Genomic DNA, 18,506 nt, shown 5'->3' with positions numbered 1-18,506 from the left:
CAACTCAGCTGCAGGCCGAGGCGAATCGGGAAATGGCATCGCACGCTTGCTGCAGTGCGTGGTCGTCCAGTGCGTAGGCAATACGAATGTATGGGCCCAGGCCAAACGCACTGCCATGAACGACAGCCACATCCGCTTCCTCCAGGAGCGCGAGCGCAACATCCTCGTCGGTGACGAGTGGTGTTCCTGCGGGCGATCTCTTGCCGATCAATCCTTCGCAGGATGCGAATGCGTAGAACGCGCCGGCGGGAGTGTCGCAGCGAAGGCTCGGCGTGGCGTTCAAGGCCTTCACCATCAGGTTTCTCCGCGTCTGAAAAACCTGGCGGCTGGCCTCGATGAACTCCAGTGGTCCGGTGAGCGCGGCGAGGGCGGCGTGCTGTGAAATCGAGCTTGCGCCGGATGTCTGTTGGCCTTGCAGCTTTTCCATGGCATCGAGCAGCCAGCGCGGTGCGGTGCAGAAGCCGATTCGCCAGCCGGTCATCGCGTAGGCTTTCGATACGCCGTTCATGGTGACGGTCCGCTGCGCCAGGCGAGGCTCGACCTCTGCGATTGTGCAGAACTCGGCATCATCGAAGATCAGATGCTCGTAGATGTCGTCGGAAAGAATCAGGACGCCCGGGTGTTTCAACAGCACGTCGGTCAGCGCGCGAAGCTCTTCGCGCGAGTAGACCGCTCCCGTGGGATTGGACGGTGAGTTGAGTATCAGCCATCGGGTCCTGGCACTGATGGCTTGAGCCAGCCTGCCCGGCGTCAGCTTGAACCCCGAGGTGTTGTCGCACGTCACGACGACGGCCCGACCGCCGCAGAGTTGGACCATCTCGGGATAGCTGACCCAATAGGGAGCTGGAACGATCACTTCATCGCCGACGTTCAGCGTCGCGGCCAATGCGTTGTAGATCACCTGTTTGCCGCCGGAGCACACGATGGTGTTCTGCCACGTGCAGTCCAGGCCGTTCTCGATCTGGAACTTGCTGGCAATGGCTTCGCGCAGCGCGCGCATACCGGCGACCTGGGTGTAGCGGGTGTGTCCTGCGTTGATGGCGTCGATGGCTGCAGCGCGAATATGCGCCGGCGTGTCGAAGTCGGGCTCTCCGGCGGACAGGGAGATCACCTTCGCGCCGGATGCCCGCCTGGCAGCGACGCGATCCATCATCTTGTAGGTTGCGGAGGGCTGGACGCTGGCCAGATGAACGTTCAGCCGCTGAAAGTACTGTTCGTCGCTCAAGGTCATGACGGGTCCCGCTGCTGGAGGAAGTCGCGGCATGCACCATCGATCACTGTGCGCGCAATCTTTCTTGCATCGGAGACGCCCGTTACTTCGAGCCCGTGAAAGACCGCGACCAGTTCCTTGTCTTCGGCGTTCATTTCACAGTACCTTGATTGATGGCTTCGAATTCCTTGTCGTGCATGACGTCGGCGACCGACTTGCCGCGGCGCACGGCGCTGACCATGCCGTCCTGTCGGCGCGCGATCTTCTCGCCGAGCGCCAGAACCTCTTCAATTCGCGCGGTGGGAACGAAGACTGTTCCGCAACGATCCGCGATCAGGTAGTCGTCTTCGTCGACATCGACGCCTGCCACTTTGATGCGCGTACCCGAGGCGATCTGGATCACTCGATTGCGTGCGCTGATCATCGTGACGCCGCGTCCATAGACGGGGTAACTGATCGATTCACTGCCATCGATGTCTCGGCTGAGTCCGTCGATGACCGAGCCTCGAATGCCCCGGACCTGTGCTGCGTTCGCAAGGATGTCACCCCAGCAGGAGATGCCGTCCAGGCCGCCCGCGATCACGAGGATGCGGTCGCCCGTTGTGATCTCGGAAATCACGGGCGAGATCAGGTGGGCTGTAGGCTTCGCATCGGTCTTGGGGCCGAGCTGGATGGTGCTGGCGCGACCGACGATCTTGGGGCAATCCCAGAGCGGCCGCAGGCCGAACGTGGCGCCTGGAAGGTCGAGGAAGTCGAGTGCATCGGAAACCGTGTTGGTGTCCAGGGCTGCGAGGCGGTCAAGTAGGGAAGCGGTCATTCGCTGCAATGGGCAGATTGAAGAAGACATACTTTCCGTCGAAGCCTTTGATATGTAAATTCCGGAATCTGGATGGCATCCATACGCCAAGCCTATGAAATGAATACGATCAACTTCCGTCTCATCCGTCATCTCTGGCTGTTCCTCGCGGTGGCCGAAGAGCAGAACTTCAGCAGGGCGGCGAAGCGCCTCGGGATGTCGCAACCGCCCTTGACCGAGCAGATCCAGGTACTTGAGCAATCGCTGAAGCTTAAGTTGTTCGAGCGTTCGCGCCGGGGCGCCCAACTCACGCCAGTTGGCGCAGCGATCCTGCCGGCGGTGCGAAAGTTCGCGCAGCAAGTCGAGCGGCTGGAGCTCGCGATCAGGGAAGCCGCGGCGGGACAGACTGGCGTGCTGACGATCGGGGCCATCAGTTCCGCAATGCTCGATGTGCTTCCGCCCTTGCTGGAGAAGCTGAGGGAGCGCTATCCCCATCTCACGGTGTCGGTCAAGGAGATCGACAGTGCGGAGGCCATTCCATCCCTGGAGTCGGGCGATGTCGATCTGGCGTTTGCCCGGCTCGAAGGCGACATGGGCGAGTCCATTGGCAGCATTCCCCTGAAGCAGGACAAACTGGCCGTCGCCCTGCCCAAAGGGCATCGCTTTGCGCAGATGGCACGCATCGGGCTCGCGACACTGGTGGACGAGGATTTCGTGATGTTCTCCAGGCAGGTCAGTCCGGTCTACTTCGATGGACTGACGGCCGCTTGCCTGGCTCACGGCTTTTCGCCCAGAGTGCTCCATCAGACTTGCAGCGTCGCCTCGCAGGTCGCATTCGTCGGCTGTGGCCAGGGGATCGCGCTTGTGCCCGCATCGATGAAAAAGCTTGCCCCGGAAAACGTGATGCTTCGTCCGCTGAAGGAAAACCTGCATGTCGTAACCACGGCCGTGGCCTGGAGCCGGACAAGGAGCACGCCGCTCGTGCAGGAAGTCGTGGCGCTGCTCGGCAGCGCGCGTCAGCCGGCGTCCACCAGATCCCAGTGATTCGCCAGGTGCATGAGATGGGCGCGCGCGTACTCGGATTTGCTCAGCGCGCCATAGGCGAAGTGCGGCGCGAGCGCCGCATTGTGTCGTTCGAATCGATTCAATGCATCGATCAGATGCTCCACGGCAGAGTTCAGCGGCTGGCCCGACGCAATCGCCGGCGCGCCGGGTATCGGCTCCTCCAAACCATGGCTCATCTTGCCGCGCGCCGAGAACACTGCAAACGCCATGCTGCCCAACGAGGCGCGGAACCACGCAGGTTTCAACTGCGGAAAGCCGTCCAGGGAGTATTCGATGCTTTGCGCCGCGTGGTGCAGCACGTGGGCCAGGTCCCAGCCCGAGCGGGTATGCAGCGGCGCTTCGCGCAGGCGCTCGAGCGTGTGCATCGCGCGGACAAGGTCGGAAAAGCTGTCCATGGCAACCGGCTGATTGGTATGAGTGGCGACGTATCCGATACCTGCGACAGCGGAGCCCGCCAGTAGCGCGCTGCCAACCAGCAGGGCGCGTCGTGGGCGTGAGACCGGGTGGACGTTCGCGAGTTGGGTATTCATGTGGTGCCGGATGCTATGTCTCGGCCGCCTCGAAAACTGTCAAATTTGCGACGATCTCTGATCATGCCGCGGCACGGTCTGTCGCATGCCGATTTCATATGGAAGAAATGCCTAAATTTTTATTTGGACCTTCCATCGCACTGCCTTTCCTGACTGGCGCTTCTGCTATCGCCTGGAGCATCACCGACAAAACCACAACCACAGCCATAGCGCAACCAGCCCGAGGCATGCCGTGAAAGCGCCACGCTCGTTCAGCAGTCGCCTGAAGAAACGCACCGTGGGCCTCGATCGTTGTCCGTCGCTCTTGGGCCACGCCGCCGGATGCGCCTCATGGGCGAGCCAACATCTCGCGTGCTTGCATGCGAGACGAGAACAGCAAGTCGTAGAGCACCGGAATGAGGCCCAGAGTCACAAGGGTACCGAGCGCCAAGCCACCGATCATGGTAATGGCCATGCCGGTCCACAGCGGCCCGGCAAACAGCATCAGCGGGACCAATCCAACAATGCAAGTGAGTTTGGTCATCACGATCGGGCGCAGTCGCTTCACAGCTGCAGCGACAACCGCCTCTCGGCGCTCCAATCCTTCGCGCAACTCTTCTTCAATGCGCTCAAGCAGCAGCACTGCGTTGTTGACGATGATTCCGGCCAACGCGAGGAGACCGAACGTGGCCATGAACCCGAACGGGTACCCGGTGATCAGCAACGCCAACGCCGCACCGATCAGGACGAACGGCACACTCGCCATCACGATGAAGAGCTTGCGAAACGAGTTGAACTGCCAGATGAACAACAGCAGGATCGCACCCAGCGCATGCGGGAAGTACTGCAACAACGCCTGGTTCGCTTGCTCAGAGTCCTCGATCTCGCCCCCCAGTTCGATCCGGTAGCCTGGCGGCAATTTCAGCGCTGCCACCTGACCGGAAAGTCGATCGACGATCTGGGTGGCGGTGAGAGCGGGATTGTGACCCGTCACGGTGATCGCACGACTCAGATTGCGCCGCATGATCGTGGATGGCTCGGTGTTGCTTTGAATCGTCGCGATGGCCGTCAGTGACACTGATGTTCCGCGGCCCTGAGGGTACACAACGGTGTCTCCCGGATTGCTGTTGGCGGCGCGCTCGCCTGCATCGCCGCGCAGAACGACCGGGACATTGACCCCGTCGTCGCGAATCACTGATGCATCTGCGCCGCTGTAGCGCATCTGCAGCGCCTGTGCGATGTCCTGGCTGGTGACGCCGGCACGGCGCGCCTTCAACTGGTCGATGTGCACCACGTAGCGCGGAATCCGCGCATCCCAGTCGTCGTAGACATCCTCCGTCCCTGGCAGGGCGCGCAGGGCTTGTGCGATCTTTTCGGCGGCGGCACGCAACACGGCCTCGTCAGGACCGACAACGCGATAGATCGCTACCCCCGCCTCGGTCGATCCCATCGAGAAGCGCTTAGGCTCGGCTCGCACTTCAGGATAGTGGGCACGGGTGTACTGGCGCGCGCGCGCGATGACGTCATCGATGTCGGTGCCCGCGCGGACGCTGACCGTGAAATAGGCGATGTTTGCCGCTGGCAGCGGCGGATTGAGGCCAAGCACGATGCGCGGTCCGCCGTCGGCGACGTAGCCAATGCTGTCAACCACCTCCGGATTCGCCTTTTCGTCAGCGAGCCATCGGCTGATCGATTGGACCGTCTGCAGCGTCTGCCGGGAGTCGCTGCCCGGCTGCAGAGTGACTGGCATCTGGAATTGCAGTCGATCTGATTTCGGCAGGAAGTCGTAGGGAATGGACGCGATGACCGTGATCGCTCCCGCCAGCAACAGCACCATCGTTCCTACGAATATCAGCTTGTGCCGCAGAAGACTTTCGATGATCTTGCGATAGCCCCTGTAAAACGCTGATTCGTAGTGCCCTTCTCCCTCGGTCGGGGATGCATGGGCACGCGCGAAATGCAGGCAAAGCAATGGTGTGACCGTGATGCTGAGCAGCCAGGATCCCAGCAACGTGATCGCCAGCACGATGGCCAGCGAACGCAGGTACTCGTTGGTACTGGTCTGACCAAGGAAGAAGGGGGAGAACGCCAGAACGATCACCAGCGAGGACGTCAACAGCGGCAATGCCAGCGTGCGCCCGGCGTCGATGCAGGCGGCACGGCGGTCTTCGCCAATGCCGAGCCGGCGCTCGATGTCCTCGGCGATGACGATCCCGTTGTCGACCAGCAGGCCGAGCGCGAGGATGATCGCTGCAATGGAGACGGTTTGCAGTTCCACACCGAGGGCGCGCATCACGATCAGTGCGCCCAGGATGGTCAGGGGCACGATCGCGCCCACGATCAGGCCGGTGCGCCAGCCGAGGAACAGCATGACCACCGCCATGACGATGACCACCGTCTCCCCCATGACGTGGTGCATCTTGCCCATTTCCCGCTCGACCACATCGGCTTGGAAGGTCACGATGTGTTGCTCGAAGCCCGCCGGCAACAGGGCAGCAGTCTCGTCAAGTTTGTGGCGCAATGCCTGGCCGAACTCAGCGATGTTTCTTCCGGGGGCCATCGATACCGAGACCACGACCGCGGTCTGTCCTTGGTAGATCGCAGCGCTCTCGGGCGGGTCGGCCGGCATCACCTGGATCTGTGCGAGCTGGGAAAGTGGCGTCTCTCGTGTGCCCGAGGCCCCGGGCACCGTCACGAGGAACTGACGCAGCTCGTCGACCGTGCGCACCTCGCCAGAGGTGGTGACGGTCATCGTCAACCCGGATGCAGAGACTTGACCGCCGGGCGTGACAATGTTCTGGGCGCGCAACTGTTCGACCACGCTGGCCGGGGTCAGGCCGGCCTCGAGCAGGCGGGCGCGATCGAACGTCGCATAGACGCGCTCCTCCTGCAATCCGTACGTGGTCACCTGCTCCACACCAGGCAAGGTGTAGAGCTGCTCGCGCATCCTCCGCAGTGGGCCGCGCATTTCGCTCATGCTGAAACTCGGCGCGACGATGGCGATCGAGGCGACGGAGACGCGGCCGAAATCGTCATCGACGAAGGGGCCCAGCGTCCCGGCCGGCAACGTGGCGCCGACCTCGGCGCTCTTTGCACGTACGCGCTGCCACAATGCGCCGAGCTCCTTGACGTCGTCGTAGGCGGTCAGCTGAATGATCGCGCTGCCCGGTCGCACCGTCGTCACGATCTTTTTGAGACCGGCGATCTCGCGCAGGCGCTCCTCTGTGGGGCGAGCCAGCAGGTTCTCGACTTGCTCGCTGGGCATGCCGGGAAATGCCACCGAGACAAGCGCATCGCGCACCGTGACCGATGGCTCTTCCTGCGAGGGGAAGCCGAGAAAGGCAACGATGCCGGCGACGAGGATGAACAGCGCAGCGAACAGTGTCAGCCGGCTGGAGGAAAGAGCCGCGCGTGTGAAATTCATTGTGCGGTACCTCCGCTAAGACGGGTTTCCGGGCGGAAGACCGTGACCGCCTGACCGTTGGTGAGGAACGAGGCGCCAGCGCTGACGACCTTTTCTCCAGGCGCCAGCCCCTGGCGTACATGCATGCGGGCACCCTCGATGGAGCCCGAGACGACGGCGCGGCGCTGCACATGACCAATTTGTGGTTCGTAGACAAAGACCACCGCGGCGTCCTTTTCCGACGTCGGGACAACCGCCGTCAGCGGGACAGTCAACTCGGTCGGAGCGGCGGGCAATGCAAGCAGCAAGCTCTCGCCGCTGCGCAGAGCCTCCTCCTGCGCTGGCAAATCGAAGATCGCCTGCACAGTCGCGGCGCCCTCCAACCGCGTCGATACGCTGCGAAGCTGCAATGCGAGCGGCTTGTCTGGCGCGTTGCTGCGGTAGCCCGTCGCTGACGCACCAGCAGCCAGGGTGGATGCAACATTGGCCGGCAGCAGGGCAACCACCTGCGCATGACCTTGTCCTTCGAGCTGGAGCACGGCCTGTCCTGCCCCGGCGTCCGTCTGTGGCTGGAGCAAACGTGCGACCACGCTGCCGTCGAAGGGAGCGCGGATATCGACCTGGCGAAGGGCACGCCTGGCCAGATCCCGGTCCGAATCCGCAACACGGGACCTGGACTGCGCTGCCTCGAAGGCAACCCGGCTGGTGGTCAACGTCGCCGAAGAGATTGCCCCGTCGTCGAACATGGCCTGCTGCTGGCGCAGTTGGGTCTTGCGCTCCTCGAACTCCGCCATGGTGGAACTGGCATTGGCGTCGGCTTGCTGCATCCTCAGGCGAGCCGGCTCCGGATCCAGGCGTGCGAGGACCTGCCCCTTGCGCACCCGATCACCGACGTCGACGCCGATCGCGGCGATGCGTCCGCCCCCCTCGAAGGCGAGGTCGGCACGTTGCTCCTGACGAACGACGGCCGCAAACCGTGTTTCGGCCAGCGCGCTCATCCCGACCGTTTCCAGTTTGACGGCACGAGGTGGCGCAGCGACAGACGCGACATTTCCGCCGCAACCGGCCAACACCAGGATGGCGATCAATCCGCACAGCCGAACGGAAGAATGAGAAAAAAATTTCACGGTATGCCCCTCCCTCATCGAGCGCTCGTCAGAAGGTGTAGGTCACTGCAGCATCGCCGGTGACGGAGGTCCGTTTTGCAACGAGCGGGCTGGCCTTGGCGTTGTCGACGTACTGCATGACCGCGACGTGCAGCGTGGTCGTCCAGTGGGGACTCAACGTGTGACTCCAGCTGGCACCGATGGAGTACGCGTACATTCCCGAACCGGCCTTGAACGCGCTGAAAGGCGTGCGCGCACTCTGCGCGTCGGTGACACCGAAGTAGGCCTGGTTGTAGCGTCGGTCGCCGGCATGCACGTCTACATCGAGCGCAACGGTGTCGGTGGAGTTCTTCAGAAGGTTGTACTCGGCGCCAAGGCGATAGTGGTTGCGGCGAGCTCCGTCCTTCAGGGAAAACTCGGCTTCGGCGTTGACCGAGAAACTGGGCGTGATCTGCTGCATGAGCAATGTCCGGGTGGTCACCGAGCCCGGCACATCGCCCATGCCTGCCAGCCTTGTGGAGCCCGGGCGCAACACGCTGTTGCGCTGGAGACGGCCGAAGTCGTAGTAGACCGATTGCGATGCATAGAAGCCGCTGTCGGTCTGGAACTGAACACCGGCGCCACGGCTGGTATCGGCAAAGAAGATGCCGCGCTCGATGGCAAACACCGGGAGCAACTGCACGCGGTAGCTGTCGGAGCCAAGGTAGCGCGGCGCCACGATCGTCGCGGCGCCAACGCTGACTTGGGTCTTGTCGCCCAGCAAGCGGTCACTCCAGGTCTGGGTTTCCTCGGCACGCGCAGCCAAGGGGACCAGCGCAATGACCAGCGGTCCCAGCAAGTTGGGAGCGCGGCGAAGCATGTGTTTTTTCATGTGAATTTCCAAGGAGGTCAGTTCAAAGGGAGGACGGCAGTTGCACGCCATAGAACGCACGGAACAGTGCGATGCGGTTCAGCACCAGGTCGCGAGCGATGCCCACGTGGTCGAGTTCGGACTGGGTCGCCCGGACCTGCTCAATCAGGAGCGTGTTTCGATCCTGCAGGCCCTGTGCGGTGCGTGCGGCCATGCGCTTGATTCGCAAGCGTTCGCGGTCGGCTTGCTCGCGCGATCTCGACTCGCTAACGGACAGGGTGGCGCGCGCATCGAGCGCGTCGGCGACTTCGCGAAACGCAGACTGGATTGCCTTCTCGTAGTCGGCGACGCTGGCCTGCTTGCGCACCTCGGCCAGGGTCAAATTGGCGCTGTTGCGGCCATGGTCGAGGATGGGCAGCACCAGCTGTGGCGTGAAGCTCCACATCCGACTGCCGGCCTCGAAGAGACCGTTCAGCCTGTCGCTCGCCGTTCCCAATGAGGTGCTGAGGCGTATGGAGGGGAAAAAAGCTGCCCGCGCGGCGCCGATGTCTGCGTCGCCAGCGCGCAGTTCGGCCTCGGCTTGCCGAATGTCGGGCCGCTGCAACAGCACCTGAGAGTCCAGACTGCGCAGCGCCGCCACGGATATGTCGGACGCGCGCAAGCCATCGAGATCGCCCTCGGCTGTGGCGAGATCGTAGCCAGTGAGCAATTGCAAGGCGCGCATCGCCGCACTGTCATCGTCGGCGGCCTGTAGCGTACGCACATGTGCCTGATCAGCCTGGCGCCGTTGATTGTTGAGTTCGTCGACCGAGCTCAGCCCCACTTCGTGCTGGCGCACAGCGATGGCCAGCAAAGCTGCGCTGTCGGCATCGATGGCCTCCATCTGCACACGTGCCTGAGCGGCAGCAAGCTTCAGGCTGTAAGCGCGAAGCACCTCTGCAATCAACGCACCTCGCGCTGCCTGCTGCCCATGCGTGGAGGCCAGGTATCGTTGCCGCGCCGACTCCGACAATGCTTTCATCTTGCCGAAGAAGTCGATTTCGAAGTCGCTGATGCCCACGCTGCCGTACACCAGGTCTTGGCCGTAGCGGGCCTGCAGCGTGGCGCTGTCGAAGCGCTGCCGTGTGCGTTGAGCATTGAGGCCAACCTGAGGCAGGCGTGCCGATTCCTCGACGCGATACTGCGCACGTGCCTGCTCGACCTTCAGCGCTGCCAGACGGAAGTCGGCGTTATGCGCCAGGGCGCGAGCCACCATCGGTGCGAGATCCCTTGCGGGCGAGAACGCTCGAAGGAACGCTCGTTCCTGCTCGGAAAGCTCAGCCGGTGCCGCCGTTCGAGCGCTCTCCTGCTCGGTATGGTGAGCCCCCAGGGTCGGAGGGAGCTCTGCTGCGGGGCGCTGGTAGTCGGGAGTCAATGAACAGCCGCCCATCAGCAGGGTGGCGACGGCCAGTGCCAACGGAAGGCAACTGGATCTGAGACCTGCGGGCAATAGAATCATGGTGTCAGTCGGGAAGGTCAATTTCGACTGAGAGTGTCTTGCTCCAAGTTCAAGGTTGCTTTCGGGAAATTTCAAGATTTCATTAAGACGCGCAGACCATGAATGAAAAAAGAGTGCTGGTGGTCGAGGACGATGCCGACAGTGCCAGCATCCTCGAGGCCTATCTGAAGAGAGATGGATTTGTGGTCGCCGTGGCCAGCGACGGCGCTCAGGCAGTGACCTTGCATGCGCAGTGGAAGCCGGATCTGGTGCTGCTGGATGTCATGCTGCCCAAGCTCGGTGGCACCGAGGTGCTGTCTGCGATCCGGCGCGCCGGCGACACCCCGGTGATCATGGTGACCGCCATCGGCGACGAGCCGGAAAAGCTCGGCGCCTTGCGCTACGGGGCAGACGACTACATCGTCAAGCCATACAGTCCGAAAGAGGTGGTCGCGCGCGTGTATGCCGTACTGCGCCGCGTCAACTCAACCAAGTCTTCAGGGGGGCCACTGAAGCATGGTCGCCTCACGGTAGACACCGGTGCCTTTGTCGCATCAGTCGACGATGCCGAGGGCCAGCGAATTCCGCTAGACCTCACCCCCACCGAGTTCAACCTGCTGGCCTCATTGCTTAGGACGCCGTTCAAGGCGTTTACTCGAAGCGAATTGTTGGAAGCATGCCTGCCCGAGAGCGACGCCTTGGAACGCGTTGTCGATGCCCATATCCACAACCTGCGTCGCAAGCTGGAATTGCATGGAATCACGGGCGTGCTGGTGACGGTACGTGCAGTGGGCTACCGCTTCCAATGAGGAGGCTTTTTTCCGCGGATTCCCGACACACCCCGCTCTGGCGATGGGTGGGATTTCGCATGAGCATGCTGGCCGTGATTACGGTCATTGCGATTGCTCTTGCAATGTGGCTGCGCTTCGCCATTTCAGATGCCAGGGTGCTCAGTCGGTTGCCGCCGGATGCGAGACAGGAAATGCAGCAACTGCGGGCCGATCCGCACAGCAACGCATCGCGGTTGTGGCAGCTGTTCGAGCAGCATTATGACGTGGTTGACTTTCTTCCTGGCGTTGCGAGCCGTGACTGGTGGTTGCTCGCGGGGATGGTGAGCTGTGCGATCCCTGTCATCGTGTTATGCGGACTGTATGCCTCGCGTCCGCTGTCCAGGCAGTTCACCAACGTCGCAGATGCTGCTCGACTCGTGAGCGAGGGTGACTTCTCGGCGCGAGCCAGCGTGGTTGCCGGCGCCCCGGACGAGCTGATCGGTCTCGCGGTGGACTTCAATGGCATGACCGCCAAGCTGCAGCAGTACGAGAGAGAGGTCAGGGAATCGAGCGCCATGGTTGCGCATGAATTGCGTACCCCGCTGAACGCTGCGATGGGCCGGGTTCAAGGCATGCTCGATCAGGTATTTTCATGCGATGAGACTCAGTTGAGCATGGTGTATCGCCAACTCGAGCAGCTCAACTTCCTGGTCGGCGACCTCCATCTTCTCTCGCTTGCTCGCGCGGGTCAGCTCTCGCTGGAGCGAGAAGAGTTCCTGCTTGACGATCTTGTTCAGGAGCGATTGGCGTGGGCAGCGCCGCGCTTGAACGAAGTCGGGTTGGTCCCTCGGGTGTCCATTTCAAGGAATGCAAGGGTGACCGGCGACCGCGACCGCATCGGTCAAGTCCTGCTCATCCTCATCGACAACGCAATCAGATACGCGGGCTCTGGAAAGCACCTATCTATCGATGTGATTCCATCGAATTCCGAGCTGCTCATTTCCGTGTGCGATCGCGGCCCAGGGGTCGACCCAGATGCACTGCCGAGAATGACCGAGCGCTTCTGGAGAGCCGAGCACTCGCGTGACCGCCACTTGGGCGGTAGCGGACTGGGGCTATCGATTGCCGCCGCGATCTGTCAGGCTCATGGCGGGCTCTTGGAATTGGTCAACAGGACGGGTGGCGGACTTTGTGCTCACGTCCATCTTCCCCTGTCTGGTTGAGCACAAGATAGATTCATTTCGAGCCACGCGTGGACTAATGGGATGGACGCCCCCCTTTTTGTACAAGGGGGCGTCCATCCCACTAGTCCAATCTTGGTGTTTGATTCCGCCGATCTCTGACCCTAGGGGTGCGGACGAAAACTTGGACTACCAGGAGATGTAATGGATGCCTCCCTGCCTGCGGGCAGCACAAATGCCGCGGGAGTACAGAGATGAACAGCGTGACCGTTGTGGGAATGTGGCTTGTCTTCTGGACAAGCTGGACCCTCGACTGGATACGGCATCAAAGTGCCCGTGGCGTGATAGACCAAGGTCTTCACAAACACCAGCGAGGATCCGTCATGCATCGTAGTACTACACAAAGCGCGGGGCAAACCATCGGCTGGATGGGTGGCCTGCAGGTCATTGGGATGGACATTGCCAAGAATGTGTTCCAGCTTCACACCGTGGACATGGGCACTGGCGAGATCGTCAACGTGCAGCTCAAGCGCTCCAAGGTTTTAGGGCACTTCGCCAACCATGCACCTTGCCTGATCGGCATCGAAGCCTGCGGCGGAGCGCACCACTGGGCCCGTGAGTTGACGGCGCAGGGCCATGCCGTGCGGCTGATTCATGCCAAAGCCGTGCGCCCATTCGTGAACGGCAACAAGACCGACGCTACAGACGCACGCGCCATCTGGCTGGCGATCCAGCAGCCGGGCACCAAATTCGTTGGCGTGAAGACGCTGGCGCAACGTAATAGTCCGACGAAGGCCGCCCTTGCCTGATGCGCAGGCTGCGGGAAGCATCTGACCCGAATCGCAGACCCGCATGGAGGTGTGCGCTAAAGGAGATGGTGCACACCATGAAGATTGCGCAAGACTCAGCGAAGGCGAGCCGGCGAAATCACGACCGGTCGTTCAAGCAAGAGCTGGTGCGACAAAGCCTGGAGCCAGGCGCGTCCGTATCGGCGATCACGCTGCGCAGTGGCATCAACGCCAACATGCTGTTCAAGTGGCGCAGGGAGCATGTTCGAGCCGCAGGCGACGCGCCGCCGGCGGTGCTGTTGCCGATAGAGGTAGCACCGGCGAGCGAGGTCATGTCCATTCCGACTTCCGCTGCGCCTGCCCCATCGTCATCGAGACCGACACTGCGGACCGGCGTCATCGAGCTGGAGTTCGCCGGCGCGCAACTGCGACTGCGTGGCGCTATCGACGAAGACAGTCTGTGCAGCGTCCTGCGTGCGCTGCGCCAGAGTGCATGATCGGCCCGCGCGCGGGCACCCGCGTCTGGTTGGCCGCTGGCGTGACGGACATGCGCTGCGGCATGGACACGCTGGCGACGAAGGTGCAGACGGCGCTCACCGAGGACCCGTACTCCGGCCACGTCTTCGTCTTCCGCGGGCGGCGCGGCGATCTGGTCAAGCTGCTGTGGAGTGACGGCGATGGGATGTGCCTGCTGGCCAACCAACTATCTTCATACTGCACCTCTTCCCGATGAAGGCGAGGGCATTGACGCCCCCGTTTTCTTGATGGCCACCGTCCGATCAACGAGCCGATCCCATCGACTGCAATGCTTGCTCGGCGGGGTCGCTCCTGGGTCCTCGTACAAGTAGGCGTGGGCGTTATAGGCGTGCCTTGCGATGAGCCCGTTCGTCGCCCAGCGCACGAGCGTGCACTCGTGGATGTTCAAGCGTGTCGCCGCCTCTGCCTTGGTTAGCATGCCCCGGTCTCGAAGTCGATCGTAGCGCGAGCGCAGGCCGTAGCTGCGGGCGAGATAGGCAACGCGCAAGGCAGTCGCTGGAAGTCCGTCGTCATCGTGAGGAGTCTTTCGCGAACCGTCTCGCCAAGGAGGCGCTCGTCTTCCTGCCTTCCTCGCTCGCGGTCCTCTCGCGCCCGGGCCAACGTTCTCAGCTTGTCGTTCCACTCGGATTCGAGCGTGTCAGCGACGAGACGGTTGCCAGGATCGACCAGCATGAAGCGACGCTGTGCAAGATCCGCGTCGACCTGGGCCCTCTCGATCGCGCGACGCCGCAATTGGTCGGCCTCCTCCTGTCGAGATTCAATCTCTGACCGGATCTCGAGCGCCAACTCGACCGCCGCCGGTGTCATCTCCTCGACGACCACCGCTGCGATCGCGGCGTCGATGGGCCCTCCCGCAATTGACTGGCAATTGGGCGCGGCGCTCTTGCCATGGGCGCGGTCGCAGACGTACCATGCCTCCAACCCTCCGCGCCTTGCGGCATACCGCACGCGCATGTGTTGACCGCACCGGCCGCAGACCACGCGCCCCTGCAGGAGCGCTGCACCTTCTCTCGGCGGCGAGGCGCGCGCCATCTCGTACGCACGACCGTTTGCCTCAAGGAGTTTGAGGTTCTCTTGGAATCGTTCCCAAGTGATGTAGCCGGGGTGAGCATCCGGGATACACGCAAGCCAGTCGTTGCAGTCGCGGGCTTGCTGCACCTTCATGCCGTCGGCAGCGCGGCGATAGCGTCGTCGACCATATGCGTACGCGCCAGCGTAGCGCGGGTTGTGCAGCGTGCGGATTGCCGTGGACGCGGTCAGAGGTCGGAAGACCACGACGTCGCGATTGCGCAGTCGAGATGGGAAGCGCAGGCCCTCGTCTCGGAATACCTTCACCGTCTGGCATGCTGAGCCCACGCGCGAGAAGGTGTCGAAGAAGTAGGCGATCGTCTCCCGTATTTGAGAGTCGGGGTCGAGGACCACATTGCCGGCCCCGTCGTAGACGAATCCGGTGGGCAGTACGCAGCGATACTCGCCTCGCCGAACCTTGTTGAGGATACCCCCGCGCAATCTGGCCTTGAGCACGTGAAGCTCGGCCTCGCTCATCGTTCCCTTGAGGCCCAGCAACAGCCGATCATTGAAGTTTGCGGGATCGTACACGCCGTCCTCGTCGAGGATCAGCGTGTCGGCGAGCGCGCAGATCTCCAGCAGCCGATGCCAGTCGGCATTGTTCCTGGCCAAGCGGGAGACCTCCAGCCCCATGACGATGCCGGCTCTGCCCAGGCCCACATCGCTGACCAGACGCTGGAAGCCTTCACGCCAGGCCGCTGACGCGCCCGACTCGCCCTGATCACTGTCGATGACGACGATGTGATCGTCCGGCTACCAACGCGCGACGGTCGAACGATGACACGCGCCAACGTGGCGCAGCGGCTGGCACTGGCCGTCGATGCAGCGGCGACCACGCACCCTGGGCTGAAGTCCATACGGGTATCGCCGCACGTCGTGCGCCACTCGACCGCGATGAGCCTTCTACAGTCCGGCTCCGACCCTTGTGAGATCGCGCTGTGGCTCGGTCACGAGAATCCGTCAACGACGCATATGTATGTTGAGGCGGACCTCGCCATGAAGGAGCGTGCACTCGCGCGCTTGAAGCAACCCGGTGTCAAGCAGGCGCGATACCGGCCGCCGAAGGCGTTGCTGGAGTTCCTACGATCACTGTGACTATGCGAAGTACCCCGGCTGCGCGTCGCGCCCGCAGTCGAGGGCAAGGAGACAGGCGACCGAGGAACACTTCGCATAAAAGCGCACTTCGCCTTATTGCGCTTATGTGAAGCTCCGCATAACCGCAAGAACTACCTGCATCTCGGCTCCGACAACGGCGGGCACAGCGCGGCGGTGATTTACACCTTGATCGGCTCGGCCAAGCTCGTTGGCCTCGATCCGCAGGCCTATTTGCGCCACGTGCTCGAGCGCATCGCCGACCATCCGAGCAACCGCATCGACGAGTTGCTGCCGTGGGCGGTCGCCAGTGAGCTTGCCAAGGCGGCGCCGACGAGCTCACAGCCGACCGACAAGCTCGCGGCCTGAGCGCATCGCCGCTGGCAAAATCGCCAGCATGCGTGTCAAGCAGATCGAAGATCTCCCCATGGCCACCAGCGCTGAGCTGTACCAGCTCAGCTGGGTCATCGAGCAACTCATGGCCGACCCCAGGCGCATCGTGCAGGCGCGCTCGCAGCTGCACATGGGCCAACTGGTGAAGTACTGGGACTGGGGGACCGGCAAGCTGCGCGAGGCTCGCATCGCGGCGATGAAGGACCGGCAGGTCACGCTGATCGACGAGCAAAGCAAACAGCGCTTCAGCGTGCTGTACGCGGCCGTCGTGCCTGTCGATGAGCAGCAGGCAGACAAGTCGCCCTCACCGGCGCATGCCGCACCATTGAGGCCACCGCCGGAGATCCATCACAAACAGGACTTCCGCGTCGGCCAGCGTGTGAGCTTCTCCGACCAAAGCCTCAAGCGCCACGTCGGAGAAATCGTTCGGATCAACCAGCGCACAGCCACGGTTCATTGTGATGGCCGCGCATGGCGTGTGGCGTTCGCTCTACTTCAACACGTCACCGACATCACGCCTTAAACCCCTAGCCGTCAACAACGGCCTCAAGCGGACTATTACAGAGCTGCTGCATGGCGCAGCCCTCTTTCTCTACTTTCAATAGCTCGCCTTCAAGGCGGGATCTCTTGTCAAGGAGCCACTTGAGGGAAGAAGGGATTCTGCGGACAGTCATGCTGCAAAGCTAACCGCCTGAATCCGTTGAGAAAAGAGTGACAGCTACCTCATAGCGCCGTCCAGCGCGACCAAGGCACATTTGCAGCCGGACGTGCCGAGGTCGATGGCAAGGACCAGACGTTGGGCAAGACTCATCAATGCCTCAGAACTTTCGCGAGACGGCCAAGACCAGGCGACGGCCATCTACCGAGCGGATCCTGTTGCCGTCAACCACTTGGAACAACTCGCGCGTTTTTGTTTTCGGCATCACGTATTCGGCGCTCCATTCGAAGCCCCATTGCTTGTGCAGTACGCCGATCGAATAGTCGCTGTAGTTGGCCTCTCTGAAATTCTTGATGCGCTGTGTGCCTGCGTGCAGCTTCAGCGTGGTCTTGTCGCTCAAGGGGATCTTGTAGTCCAGGTCGACAAGCCAGCTGCCTCGCGAGTTGTGGTCGCCGCGCGCATAGCAATCAAGGGCCCTGGCGGGATCGACCGACAACGCCAGCATCTGCCCGCAGACGCCGCCAGTGCTGGCGCCTCGAAAGTTCTTGGACAGGACGTTCAGAATGCGCGCATCGAGCGCACCCCATCCAAGTTCGAGCACAGCATAGGACGTGTCGTACCTGGTCCTTCGGACGTCGGCAGGCTCGCCTGTATTCAAATCGAAGGCATAGGGCGCATCGAACTTCGCGCCCGGAAAGAACTCAGTAGCAAGCCCCACGCCGAAATGCCAGCCATCTGGATCGCCGAAACGCCAGCCGGTGGCCAGCAGCACGTCGTAACCCGCGCTGCCGGTGTATGACTTGTTGCTGATGGTGGACAACTGCACCAGCGCAATCACGCCGCTTTCGTGTGCGAACTGCACGCCCAATTGCATTCCCGGCCGGTTCAGCGAATCGGAAATGCCGCGGGTGCGTTGGTCGCTGACCACTTTGACCTCGGTCTCGATGGAATAGCTCGCTATTTCGTCGGCTCGGGCGGGAGCGGCGATGCTGCTGAGCAGCGCGCTGATGGACACCAGAAAGACCAGGGGGCCATTGTTCATGCGAGTTCCTTTCGCTGGTTGGGTTGAACGTGACGGGATCAGGGCTTGCACACGGGGGTTTCTGGGGGAGCGGCGATGCGTTGCAGCCGCTCGGTCTGACCCAGGATCTCGGCGCCGAGAAACGCACGAATGTGCAGCTCTCCCGACTTCACTCGCAGCGCGCCCTTGTATTTCTTTCCATCGCGAGGGTCATAGACCCACCCATCGCGCCAAGCTTCGCTTTCGTAGCGTTCGAGCCGCGCAATCTGCACACCGCAGGTGTCATTGGGCTGGCCTGCATCCTTGTCCCACACGATGTGTCCGCATAGTGCCGTCGGGGTATCAGCACAGGGCTTGAACTCCAGGACCGCATCCTTTTCCGCGGCCAACCACAGGCCCTTGGCGTCGTCAGGGCCAGCTGCCAAGGCGGGCCGAACAAATAGCACCAGCAAGACTGCAGTGCGAAGGAGACGCGTGAATGAGGTCATCACAGTTACTCGGAGATAAGGTAGCGGTGAAATCTAAGATCTGCGCTCTGACTTGAATGGGTCTATATCGGCCAACGGAGTGACTTCATCGGCC

The 18,506-nt window shown here is 62.3% G+C and carries 18 protein-coding genes and 2 pseudogenes; 9 read left to right on the top strand and 11 right to left on the bottom strand.

Translation table 11 applies throughout. From position 1 onward, the window contains the following. Positions 1–4: 4 nt before the first annotated feature. Genes ACJ7Z0_RS10030 through ACJ7Z0_RS10020 form a run of 3 tightly spaced genes read right to left on the bottom strand, consistent with a single transcriptional unit; the run spans position 5 to position 2,027 of the window. Complete coding sequence (locus ACJ7Z0_RS10030; RefSeq protein WP_434789739.1) at positions 5–1,231, bottom strand: pyridoxal phosphate-dependent aminotransferase; 1,227 nt, start codon at positions 1,229–1,231, stop codon at positions 5–7. Then, positions 1,228–1,365: a hypothetical protein gene (locus ACJ7Z0_RS10025; protein ID WP_434789738.1), complete on the bottom strand. Its 138-nt coding sequence runs from the start codon at positions 1,363–1,365 to the stop codon at positions 1,228–1,230. Before ACJ7Z0_RS10025 ends, ACJ7Z0_RS10030 begins: the two co-directional genes overlap by 4 nt. Then, positions 1,362–2,027, bottom strand: coding sequence for an RraA family protein (locus tag ACJ7Z0_RS10020; protein ID WP_434789737.1), 666 nt, complete (start codon positions 2,025–2,027; stop codon positions 1,362–1,364). The genes ACJ7Z0_RS10025 and ACJ7Z0_RS10020 overlap by 4 nt, the downstream gene beginning before the upstream one ends. A gap of 99 nt (positions 2,028–2,126) precedes the next feature. Between ACJ7Z0_RS10020 and ACJ7Z0_RS10015 the strand changes: the two genes are divergently transcribed. After that, complete coding sequence (locus tag ACJ7Z0_RS10015; protein ID WP_434789736.1) at positions 2,127–3,050, top strand: LysR family transcriptional regulator; 924 nt, start codon at positions 2,127–2,129, stop codon at positions 3,048–3,050. Here ACJ7Z0_RS10015 and ACJ7Z0_RS10010 read toward each other — a convergent pair. The 5 genes from ACJ7Z0_RS10010 to ACJ7Z0_RS09990 form a co-directional block, all read right to left on the bottom strand. After that, positions 3,023–3,601, bottom strand: a complete 579-nt coding sequence (locus ACJ7Z0_RS10010) for a DUF1569 domain-containing protein (protein WP_434789735.1) — start codon at positions 3,599–3,601, stop codon at positions 3,023–3,025. The genes ACJ7Z0_RS10015 and ACJ7Z0_RS10010 overlap by 28 nt on opposite strands. A gap of 328 nt (positions 3,602–3,929) precedes the next feature. Continuing rightward, positions 3,930–7,004, bottom strand: coding sequence for an efflux RND transporter permease subunit (locus tag ACJ7Z0_RS10005; protein WP_434789734.1), 3,075 nt, complete (start codon positions 7,002–7,004; stop codon positions 3,930–3,932). Then, complete coding sequence (locus ACJ7Z0_RS10000; RefSeq protein ID WP_434789733.1) at positions 7,001–8,110, bottom strand: efflux RND transporter periplasmic adaptor subunit; 1,110 nt, start codon at positions 8,108–8,110, stop codon at positions 7,001–7,003. Before ACJ7Z0_RS10000 ends, ACJ7Z0_RS10005 begins: the two co-directional genes overlap by 4 nt. Before the next feature lie 28 nt (positions 8,111–8,138). Next, on the bottom strand, positions 8,139–8,960 hold the full coding sequence (locus ACJ7Z0_RS09995; protein WP_434789732.1) for a MipA/OmpV family protein: 822 nt from the start codon (positions 8,958–8,960) through the stop codon (positions 8,139–8,141). Between the two features lie 22 nt (positions 8,961–8,982). Further along, the gene (locus ACJ7Z0_RS09990; RefSeq protein ID WP_434789731.1) at positions 8,983–10,437 is read right to left on the bottom strand and encodes an efflux transporter outer membrane subunit; all 1,455 of its coding nucleotides are present in this window, start codon (positions 10,435–10,437) and stop codon (positions 8,983–8,985) included. 98 nt (positions 10,438–10,535) lie between these two features. Between ACJ7Z0_RS09990 and ACJ7Z0_RS09985 the strand changes: the two genes are divergently transcribed. From ACJ7Z0_RS09985 to tnpB, 5 genes and pseudogenes are all read left to right on the top strand, one after another. Continuing rightward, positions 10,536–11,225 carry a response regulator gene (locus ACJ7Z0_RS09985; protein WP_434789730.1) on the top strand — a complete coding sequence of 230 codons (690 nt, stop codon included), beginning with the start codon at positions 10,536–10,538 and terminating at the stop codon, positions 11,223–11,225. A 59-nt stretch (positions 11,226–11,284) separates the two neighbouring features. After that, complete coding sequence (locus ACJ7Z0_RS09980; RefSeq protein WP_434789729.1) at positions 11,285–12,409, top strand: sensor histidine kinase; 1,125 nt, start codon at positions 11,285–11,287, stop codon at positions 12,407–12,409. Between the two features lie 386 nt (positions 12,410–12,795). Continuing rightward, positions 12,796–13,146 (top strand): annotated as a pseudogene (locus tag ACJ7Z0_RS09975) (IS110 family transposase); the annotation flags it as partial. A 107-nt stretch (positions 13,147–13,253) separates the two neighbouring features. Beyond that, positions 13,254–13,652: an IS66-like element accessory protein TnpA gene (tnpA, locus tag ACJ7Z0_RS09970; RefSeq protein WP_434789728.1), complete on the top strand. Its 399-nt coding sequence runs from the start codon at positions 13,254–13,256 to the stop codon at positions 13,650–13,652. Next, on the top strand, positions 13,649–13,888 hold the full coding sequence (gene tnpB / locus ACJ7Z0_RS09965) for an IS66 family insertion sequence element accessory protein TnpB (RefSeq protein WP_434789727.1): 240 nt from the start codon (positions 13,649–13,651) through the stop codon (positions 13,886–13,888). Before tnpA ends, tnpB begins: the two co-directional genes overlap by 4 nt. Positions 13,889–14,103: 215 nt before the next feature. On the opposite strand, the gene ACJ7Z0_RS09960 is transcribed toward tnpB, so the two are convergent. Then, positions 14,104–15,492 carry a recombinase family protein gene (locus ACJ7Z0_RS09960; protein WP_434792640.1) on the bottom strand — a complete coding sequence of 463 codons (1,389 nt, stop codon included), beginning with the start codon at positions 15,490–15,492 and terminating at the stop codon, positions 14,104–14,106. A 9-nt stretch (positions 15,493–15,501) separates the two neighbouring features. Between ACJ7Z0_RS09960 and ACJ7Z0_RS09955 the strand changes: the two genes are divergently transcribed. The 3 genes and pseudogenes from ACJ7Z0_RS09955 to ACJ7Z0_RS09945 all read left to right on the top strand — a co-directional run bounded on the left by ACJ7Z0_RS09955 (position 15,502) and on the right by ACJ7Z0_RS09945 (position 16,768). After that, on the top strand, positions 15,502–15,855 hold the full coding sequence (locus ACJ7Z0_RS09955; RefSeq protein ID WP_434789726.1) for a tyrosine-type recombinase/integrase: 354 nt from the start codon (positions 15,502–15,504) through the stop codon (positions 15,853–15,855). 123 nt (positions 15,856–15,978) lie between these two features. Beyond that, a pseudogene (locus ACJ7Z0_RS09950) lies at positions 15,979–16,221 on the top strand (transposase domain-containing protein); the annotation flags it as partial. Between the two features lie 58 nt (positions 16,222–16,279). Continuing rightward, positions 16,280–16,768 carry a hypothetical protein gene (locus tag ACJ7Z0_RS09945; protein ID WP_434789725.1) on the top strand — a complete coding sequence of 163 codons (489 nt, stop codon included), beginning with the start codon at positions 16,280–16,282 and terminating at the stop codon, positions 16,766–16,768. Positions 16,769–17,063: 295 nt separating this feature from the next. Here the strand turns inward: ACJ7Z0_RS09945 and ACJ7Z0_RS09940 are convergent, their stop codons facing one another. Both ACJ7Z0_RS09940 and ACJ7Z0_RS09935 read right to left on the bottom strand, forming a co-directional pair. Next, on the bottom strand, positions 17,064–17,945 hold the full coding sequence (locus ACJ7Z0_RS09940) for a TorF family putative porin (RefSeq protein ID WP_434789724.1): 882 nt from the start codon (positions 17,943–17,945) through the stop codon (positions 17,064–17,066). A 38-nt stretch (positions 17,946–17,983) separates the two neighbouring features. Beyond that, on the bottom strand, positions 17,984–18,412 hold the full coding sequence (locus tag ACJ7Z0_RS09935) for a DUF2147 domain-containing protein (protein ID WP_434789723.1): 429 nt from the start codon (positions 18,410–18,412) through the stop codon (positions 17,984–17,986). Between the last annotated feature and the right edge of the window lie 94 nt (positions 18,413–18,506).

The sequence above is a fragment of the Variovorax palleresanus genome (genome assembly GCF_051144945.1).
In the GTDB taxonomy this organism is placed as follows: domain Bacteria; phylum Pseudomonadota; class Gammaproteobacteria; order Burkholderiales; family Burkholderiaceae_C; genus Variovorax; species Variovorax paradoxus_S.
This window is presented reverse-complemented; position numbering and strand designations above follow the sequence as displayed.